Origin of the sequence: Holdemania filiformis, from assembly GCF_003459085.1 — a bacterium.
Lineage (GTDB): Bacteria > Bacillota_I > Bacilli_A > Erysipelotrichales > Erysipelotrichaceae > Holdemania > Holdemania filiformis.
Genome location: NZ_QRUP01000016.1, coordinates 75,528 through 84,468 on the forward strand (window position 1 = coordinate 75,528; position 8,941 = coordinate 84,468).

Here is an 8,941-nt window from a genome sequence, read left to right on the forward strand (position 1 = left end):
CCTCGCTTCATATAGCTTTCCCAAGAGTGCTTCTATTGTACATCATTCTTTAAAAAAATGCTTGGGAATGACTACTTCCTCCTTATTATAGAGGGTGAGCGGGACTGCCGCAAGCTTTTCTTGAACTTTATTCAAGTTAAATTCATGAAATTCAATCTTCGTTGACAAAGACGTCAGCTTTTCATCACTTGTTCGTGATAGAATAGAGGAGATAAAAAAGGAGGCTGCCATGAAAAGCGCTGAAGAAAGAAAGCAACAATCCATCGCTTTGCTGAAAGAGCAGGGCGTGCCTTATATCGAACATCTGCCGGTCATTGAAAACGCCGACGAAGTCCGCCTGCGCAGCGCCGAGGAAATCGCCCGGCGTGCAATCTGCTGCCTGATCACAATCCAGCTGGCCTGCGATTTACAGAACCAACAGGATGTCGAGGATTCGCGGTTATTCATGACTGGACTTTTAGACCGCTTTGGCGTCCGGCTGTTTCTGACCGAGAAAGAAAAAGCGATCTTTGACGGCACGGCAACGGAACAGGACTGGGTCAACATGGTCTGGAAATACGAAGCCTACTGGCCGCTGATCTGGGCGCTCGGTCTGGTCGATTCGCTCACCTTTCCAGATCAGATTTGCGATTGCCAGAAAGCGATCGAGGTCGTCAGCACCAAAGCGACGTTCGACGAGTTTATGAAGGATGTGCAGCTACGGCCGATCGACGACATTCTCGACGAAGCGGATTTAATCTTCCGCTACGACTGGGCCTGTGTTGACGCGCGGATTAAAGGCGAACCGGCGCCAGCCGGCTTGAACAGTGAAGTCGTCTATGAACGGCACTGGGGACTGAACTGGCTGATCGACGCCGACGGGCAAAATGACTGGGATCACGTCAGCTGCAACACTTAGAAACAAAGAGCTCTGATCCAGAAAGCAGCTTCTCTGCGGTTATCCATGGAGGACGCTGTTTTTTTCGTCTTCCCTTGCTTTATCTTCCTTAGGCAAACATTATTTTCACAAACAAAAAACGCGATCGCCTTCCTTTCCCGGCAGCCTGCCTGCGAAAAGAAGAAATCACGTCTTACTTGATTCTCGATTCGTTTATCGTTGATCACCCATGAAAAACAAGCCGATGACGCCCGCGCCGGTATGACTGCCGATGACCGGTCCAGTATAGCTGATCAGCGACTGTGAAATTCCAAAGCGCTCTTTTACCATCTTCGCGACCTGTTCCGCTTCTGAATCGACATCCCCTTGGCAAATCATGAAAATATCGTTCTTGTCTTTCCAGCTTCCCATTTTTTCTTCCATCAAATCGACGAGTGTTTTCAATGATTTATTCCGGCCGTGAACCTTGCCGATCACCTGCAGTGTTCCAGCGTCATCGACGTGCAGAATCGGCTTGATATTGATCATTGAACCCACGATTGCCGCTGTTTTCGAGACCCGGCCGCCGCGGTAGAGGTGATTCAGGTCATCGACGGTGAACACATGGCAAACGTTTAATTTATGGGCTTCAATCCAGGCCGCCGTTTCATCCAGCGACATGCCCTCCTGTTTCATCTGATTCGCTTTATACAAAAGCAGTCCCATTCCGGTCGAAGCACACAATGAGTCGATCACGACGATCCGCTGGGCAAAACCTTCCTCTTTCAGCATCTCCGCCGCAAGCTGACAGCTGTTATAGGTTCCGCTCAAGGCAGATGAAAAACAAACGCATAAAATATCTTGGCCCTGCTTGGCCGCCGCACGAAATCCGTTCAACGCCGCTTCAGGATTCACCTGCGAGGTTACCGGCATGGCTCCCTGCCTCAGCTTATCATAGAACTGCGGCATGGACAGGCTGTCGCTCAGAGTATAGGTGCGATTCTCAAGCGTATAGGTCAGCGATAAAACAGGAATCTGATTTTCACGATAAAAAGACTCCGGCATATCCGCTGTACTGTCGGTCATCAGAATAAATTCATTCATAGGAATTTCCTCCTCTGTTATAAACTACAAGGCTGGGTGTTTACATCTCTTTATGGAGAATAAGCAACACCTGCTACTTATTAGATGATAGAAGTATACGCCCAGGCTGGTGATGAAGCAACGGTCAAATTCTTTCTCGACGTAGCTTATGTGACCGGATTAGAAAAATATGTTGTTTATTTAAGGAATCCCCTAATTTTCTATCCATCCAATAAACTTTTTACACAATTCAGGATCTTTATTGACATAAGCAACACATGGGGATTATACTAGGCTCAAATCAGGTGAGAATATGGAAAAAAATTTAAACACAAAGGACAAACGTGTCATTAAAACACGCAAAGCAATTATCGGTGCGACGATTCAGCTCATGGGAACGAAGCGGATCGAGCAGATCACAGTGAAGGAAATCGCAGATACCGCGTTGATCAACCGCAAAACGTTTTACACCCATTATGATTCGATCTACGATGTTCTCAACGATATTGAAAATGGGATTATCCAGTCGCTGATCCAAATTCTGGACAGTACGGATTTTTCCGCGGAACGGTTAAATCCGTATCCCTTATTTGAAAAATTAACAGCGATGATCAGTCAGGATGCTGAATTCTTTCACTGCCTGCTTCAGTCCTCCGGACATAGTCATTTGTTAAATAAAATCAAAGGTGTGATCAAGGATCATCTTCTGATTCAATTTGATAAATACTTTCCCAACGACCCTGTGCTGCCGCAATACGTTCTGGAATTCATCGCTTCTGGTTTGATCGCTGTTTATCAACAATGGTTTGACGCAAACGAGCCTGAACCATCGCTGGAAGAGATATCCAGGATCACCGGCCTGCTTATTTTTGACGGGGTTAACGGCGTATTCCGGCAGAAGCAACAGGAATTGCTCGACAGTCCCAACTGATGTTCGCAGGTTTTCCATACCAGAGAGAGCCTTCTCTCAGCTTGGAAGCCAATTTTTCTGATTGCCTTCTAACTTTGGGTCGCTCCGCATCTCCGCTTTCTTGGAGCTGGAACACCCTGCCTGAAATTCATTTAAAAACCTGTTGATGCTATGCCGTGTTATGGCAATATCAACAGGTTTTCTATTAGAATATAAATGCCTTGAATTTCTTATTTATAAGGCTTGTCCAGGTTCAGATGAGGATAGCGTGGAACAATTTCTTCGTTTACTGCCTGACCCAGAGCTTGCAGCAGTGTACTGAAATGCTGAGGATCAAATTTATCAATCATTTCCTGTAATCGTTTTAAGCCTTTTTCACCGCGCTGTTCGCGTTCTTCTGCGGTGACTGAATATTCCAGTCCGCCATGTTCCTCTAATTCTGCATAGAAGGAACCGAATCCGCCAGTGCCGGAATTCAATTTATGCAAGTCCTTCTTAAACCACTGCTTTGCATTGCCTTCCCGGCGTTTCGCCAGAAAAGCTTCCCGGTCGAAGTCCGGCAGGATTGGAATAAACTCCAGCTGATTCATCGCTTTATACGCGCCATACATCAAATCCGTAAAGGTTTCCATCCGATCCTCGCCGCATTCCCAACCGTTTTCCTTCGCGATTTCCATGACATGTCCAAGTTCCAGATGACAGATCGGATTCTGCGTTTCATGAAAGAAATCCATGCAGACCGAATTGATGGTCAGATAGGCCGGGCCATGCATGCTGAGGAAAAAGATTCGCTTAAAGCCTAGTTTATAAAAGGCATAAACAAGGGTTTTCAGATAATCATAACCCGCCTTAATCGAAATATTCACCGTACTTTGCCCGATCGCCGTAGCTCCGGCATGAAAGAACGGCAAATTGATCACCGCCAGACCGTCAGCCTTCTCCGCCATCATGATGGCAGCGGCCTCTGCCAGAATGGATTCACAGTCCACAGGAAGCTGGCCGTGAAGTTCAGTGACGCCTACGCTCATAAACAGGGTATCGCCGCCGTTTTTCAAATATTCAGTAATTTCTGCATCCGTACATTTATTGTAGATTCGAGTTCTCATCGTTTCTCCTCCTTTCCTTTCATTATATTTCTTCACCCATCGACCCGCAAGCTTGACCTCGAAGCGATCAGGAAAGAAGTTTTCCACTTTAATACTACTTACCCCTGACCTTTATCACAAAAAAAGTTTCCTTTTTAAGGTAGTGGATTTTGAAATCTTCGCACATCAGAAAAAAGTCCATGCCTAGGGAGGAATGCGTGGACCTTCTTCATTTGTTTCTATTTCTTCACGGTATTGAACAAGATGCGTGTTATCCGACCTTCATTTTTAACGAAGTCCTTCATAACAATTTGACGTCGATCTTAAGCTCCCGCCTTCTTGTCCTAACTATCTTCTTTTATCGTTTTTTGAATCCTCTTTACTTTTTCTTCTGAAAGGCGATATAATCTCGATACCAGTAATAGCTCTTCTTTGGTATACGCTGACAATGGTTCGCATAATCAACATGGACTAATCCATAACGCTTCTCATACCCGTTAATCCAGCTGTAAAGATCCATTGTACTCCAGACATAATAACCTTGGAGGTTACAGCCGTCTTCTTTCGCTTTGGCAAAATAATCAAGATATTCTTCAAGGAACGCAATCCGTTCCGAATCGTTGATTTCTCCTGATTCACTTCGCTCTTCAAACATCCCATGACCGTTTTCCGTAACAAAAACCGGAACGTTATTATACTCATCACGCAAACGGATTAACGCGTCATATCCGCATTTGGGATAAATCTCGCGGCCCCATGGATTTTTGCGAGTAGTCGGGTCGATGTCCGGTTGAAATAAACCTTTGACTGTCACCCCTTCCAAAGCCTGACTCTGCCGCGGATCATTGTTAACAACCATCTGTGTTTCGCCAAACTCATACGGTTTTACCAGCTTTCTCGCGTAAATGTTATCTCCGATCCAGTCAACGGTGTATTCCTTGATTAGATCTAGGTCTTCCTGCCTTACAAAAGACAGATCAACTCCCAGCTTATGCAACGTCTCGCCTAATCCTTCCGGGAACTTTCCCAAGACAGCTGCGCCAATCAGCCAACCGTGAAATAACATGTTGGCATATCGCTTCGCTTCCCGGTATTCCGGCGTATCCTTTAAGATATCAGCTCGGCTCGCACCGGAATTTACAATCCCAATTTTAGCGTTCAGATTCAGTTTTCGAAATTCTCGGACCGCCATTGCATTGGCAACCATATTGTGATAACAGACCTTAACAAGATTTTGAACATCCCCAACATGATTCGGCGGGTAATTCCCAACTAGATAGGAACAATAGGAATTATGGTTCGGTTCATTGATTGTTGCATAATACGGAATCCGATCACCGAAAATCTCAAAGCACCGCTTGCAATAGGCTGCGAATTTCGCCATGGTTTCTCGTTTTTCCCAGCCTTCCGCCCCAATATAACTTGGCAGATCGTAGTGAAGCAGGGTTACGTTCGGCACAACCTGGTACTTCTCGCAAATATCCAGAACGTGTTGGTAGAAATCGACGCCTGCCTGATTGACAACGCCATCGTCCCGGGGAAAAATCCGCGACCAGCTGATTGAAAAGCGAAACGTATTTTGCCCGCCCTCCGCCAGCATGCGGATATCCTCTTCGAAATGATGATAGAAATCGCAGGCTGTATCCGCTGTGATCCCTTTTGTGTTTTTATCGCTGTGGACAAAATCATCCCAAATACTTGGACCTTTGCCATCCTCCTGCCACGCTCCCTCACATTGATAGGCCGCTGTGGCTGATCCCCATAACATCTGATCGCCGTCTTTCATCTTTCTCATCGTGTATCCTCCTTTATTTTAATCCATCGCTTAGAACATGTTCCGTTTTGATTAAAAAATTAGAATTACCTTTCTCTTATTTAAAATCGGTTACCTTGTTCCTGCTTTACCCTTTCTTGGCATGCTTTCCTTTTTCAACACAATCCGCGTCGCCAGAAAAGACACGGCCATCCCGATCAATGCGGTAACGATTGCAATCAAAACGTAATTAATATTCCCATTTTGATCGACGAAGAACAACAAGGTCAGCCACCCCGGACACCCGCCATGAACAAATGTTTTCAGCTGGAAGAATCCTGCAAACAATCCCGCACAGGCTGCACCCACAGCGTGGCCGATCATGCATTTCGGATGCGAGATCAGCTGACCATAGAATGCGGGTTCCGTGACTCCGCACAAGGCTGTCACTCCGGAAGAAACTGCAGTCGCTTTCTGTGCTTTATCCTTCATTGTCGTCGCCAGCGCCAACGTTGTAGCGCCGACGCAGATATTGGAAATAAAGCCAATGACAATCGTCACCGGGTTGTATCCGAGTTTATCAAGCAGTTCCAGAGCAATTGGATGCAGTCCCTTGTCCAAGCCAAACATAACCATATAGGGATAGATCATCGACAACAATGGCAGCGCAATAATTCCCAACGTATTAGATACCCATAAGACAAAATCTGCTACATATCCGCTTAACAAATTCCCGGCCGGAGCCAAAAGAATCAGAACAACAGGCGTGACAAGGATCATCGTCAATAGCGGTTTTAAGAAATAAGACAGAGTCTTAGGCAGAATCTTCTTCAGGCCTTTATCGACATAATACATCAGGACAACACCTAAGATCACCGGAAGAATCGTTGACCGATAATTAACCTGCGGAACAGGGATACCAAAAATTTCTGGGATCAATCCTCCTTCAAAGGTTGGTGCGATTAAAACTGCGCCGAGCATCGCGCCCAGAATGGGCTGCATTTTCAGTTGCTGTGCCATCGTATATCCGATATAAACCGGCAGGAATTTAAAAGCGGCGTCAAAGATATTCAGCATCCATTGAGCAGTCCCGCTGTCAACGGAAACGCCGAAATAATTGACCAGTAAATTTTTAATCGCCAGAATCATTCCACCTGTAATGAGAGCTGGAATGATAGGCATGAATATCGGCGCAATAAAATTGCTGAATTTTAAAAGATAGTATTGAAAATCACGTTTTTCCTCAGAAATTTCAGTTATGTCTTCATCTGGCTGATCTTCTGATATCTCCGTTCCATTCCAACCACTGACTTCCAAAAACTCATTGTAAGCATCATGAACATCAGGACCGATAATCACCTGGATTGTTCCTGCACGGACAATCAGTCCTGAAGAATTCGGCAGGTTTTCCAACTTTTCCATTTGGATAAGATCTTTGTTTTGATAACTGACGCGTAGTCGGGTTGCACAGTGCGTAACATACGTGATGTTCCTTATACCCCCGATGTTTTCCAAAAGCTGTTCAGATAGTGCCGTATACTTTGACATCTTAGTTCCTCCTTTACGACTATCTAACCGCTGGATTCGGACAACCATCTGCAGTCAGTTGTCCGTTCGATTCGCGCTAATCTGATCCATGTATCAAAAATAAACTAATGTCTATTTTGATCCCTGCTGTTGTTCAGACGAATCAAATGAATCATTAAATACATTTTTTCGTCTTCGTTGATTCTATAATGACAACGATTTTCAATCATCCTTATTATTTGCTCAGCACATCGGCGTTCCGCATCATGAGATTTTTCCATATTTACCAAAACGCTATCGAATAATAAGCTGGATGACTCACTTTCATCATTACAGAATATTCGCTGAATTAAAAACCGGCAATGGGTCATGAACCGATCAAAAGCAACGGTATCCTGACCTGTGTGCAGTGCCTGGGCGACATAGCCGGCAATCTCTGTCATCATCGTGGTAATCTCATAGATTTGCGGCATTTCACAGTTCATCTCAGCATTGATAATGTGCAGCGCAATGAAATTAGCTTCTGAATCCGGAATTTCTATTTGTAGCCGCTTACGCAAAGTCTGGACAGCAGTCATGCCCAGCTTATACTCTTCACGGTATAGCGTTTTTACATTGATAAGTAAAGCAGGATCAAACTCAACGCCAGCTTTAACACGTTCGCTTGTGGTATAAAGATGATCCGTCAATGTTACGTAAATAAAATCATTGATTTTCTTTGTTGATTTCTTTTTAATCTCGGTAATAATCTGATCCGCAGCTAAAATGTAGGGTAATGGCGTATTTTTAACTATAGATTGGAACTTATAATTCGTCTCTTTTTCCAGGCAGAATACTTTTTCAATTCTCCGTTCATCGATTTCGTCATTCTTGCGAATACCAAAACCAATTCCGCCACCAACCAGAATGATTTCCTCGCCTTTATCATTTTTGGAAAGAATGCTATTGTTGTTAAATATTTTAACCGCAATCATAATCACTCACCTCTTTTGCTATAATACTGAAAATATGGGGTCATGGGCTTGAACGAGTCCTTGATCGCGAAGCAGATGGATCTTCCGATTAGTTGCGATCAACATCAGTGTCGGATCATAATTCAATTCCTTTATGTATGAAAAATTAACAGTCATTAACAAATCTCCACATTGCACAAAATCATCGAGCTTTACTGCTTCGCAAAAGGGCTTGCCCTGCAATTCCACGGTATCAATACCGATATGGAGTAAAAATTCAGAACCCTCCTCTGATCGGATACCCAGCGCATGTTTAGTTTCAAACAGCATAATAATTTTCCCAGCGACAGGACTGAATATTTGATTGTTCTCAGGCAGAATTGCAATGCCATCGCCAAGCATTCGTTTTGAAAAAACCGGATCAGAAACGAAATCTAAATTTTCTACTTTACCGGTAACGGGAGCAAAAACTTTCATATAACCACTCCTTTTAAATACAGAAAAGACCTATCCGCAACGATGTGCAAATAGGTCTCGCTTGCTTAACACAATAACAATCCTAATGTGCTGTCTTTAATGTATTTCTATTATCGCAAACAATATAAGCGTTGTCAATGCATTAATTTATTTGTTAATTATTACCTTTTTTGTTTAAAGCCAGTCTCCATCATTTGAACACTTTAGAATCTAATAAAAAAGGTTCCCTTCATGGGGAACCAAGGAACCTGGCAACGAGCTGCCTTCACTATGGCAGGCATAGCTATTCTCGCCGCG

Annotated in this window: 8 protein-coding genes; 2 read left to right on the forward strand and 6 right to left on the reverse strand. The window is 44.2% G+C overall.

Annotated features, from left to right (window positions below; all coding sequences use genetic code 11):
- Positions 1–229 precede the first annotated feature (229 nt).
- Positions 230–898 carry a DUF4272 domain-containing protein gene (locus tag DWY25_RS12625; RefSeq protein ID WP_117895524.1) on the forward strand — a complete coding sequence of 223 codons (669 nt, stop codon included), beginning with the start codon at positions 230–232 and terminating at the stop codon, positions 896–898.
- 192 nt (positions 899–1,090) lie between these two features.
- Here the strand turns inward: DWY25_RS12625 and DWY25_RS12630 are convergent, their stop codons facing one another.
- Positions 1,091–1,960, reverse strand: a complete 870-nt coding sequence (locus tag DWY25_RS12630; protein WP_117895525.1) for a DegV family protein — start codon at positions 1,958–1,960, stop codon at positions 1,091–1,093.
- Positions 1,961–2,252: 292 nt separating this feature from the next.
- On the opposite strand from DWY25_RS12630, the gene DWY25_RS12640 reads away from it, so the two are divergent.
- The gene (locus DWY25_RS12640; protein WP_117895527.1) at positions 2,253–2,870 is read left to right on the forward strand and encodes a TetR/AcrR family transcriptional regulator; all 618 of its coding nucleotides are present in this window, start codon (positions 2,253–2,255) and stop codon (positions 2,868–2,870) included.
- 209 nt (positions 2,871–3,079) lie between these two features.
- On the opposite strand, the gene DWY25_RS12645 is transcribed toward DWY25_RS12640, so the two are convergent.
- From DWY25_RS12645 to DWY25_RS12665, 5 genes are all read right to left on the reverse strand, one after another.
- On the reverse strand, positions 3,080–3,955 hold the full coding sequence (locus tag DWY25_RS12645; RefSeq protein WP_117895528.1) for a creatininase family protein: 876 nt from the start codon (positions 3,953–3,955) through the stop codon (positions 3,080–3,082).
- A gap of 358 nt (positions 3,956–4,313) precedes the next feature.
- Complete coding sequence (locus tag DWY25_RS12650; RefSeq protein ID WP_244925976.1) at positions 4,314–5,729, reverse strand: glycoside hydrolase family 1 protein; 1,416 nt, start codon at positions 5,727–5,729, stop codon at positions 4,314–4,316.
- A 90-nt stretch (positions 5,730–5,819) separates the two neighbouring features.
- A complete protein-coding gene (locus tag DWY25_RS12655) occupies positions 5,820–7,235 on the reverse strand; it encodes a PTS transporter subunit EIIC (protein WP_117895529.1) in 1,416 nt (471 codons plus the stop codon).
- A 104-nt stretch (positions 7,236–7,339) separates the two neighbouring features.
- Entirely contained in the window at positions 7,340–8,188 is an 849-nt protein-coding gene (locus DWY25_RS12660) for a PRD domain-containing protein (protein ID WP_117895530.1), read from the reverse strand.
- An 18-nt stretch (positions 8,189–8,206) separates the two neighbouring features.
- On the reverse strand, positions 8,207–8,644 hold the full coding sequence (locus DWY25_RS12665; protein WP_117895531.1) for a PTS sugar transporter subunit IIA: 438 nt from the start codon (positions 8,642–8,644) through the stop codon (positions 8,207–8,209).
- Positions 8,645–8,941: the final 297 nt, after the last annotated feature.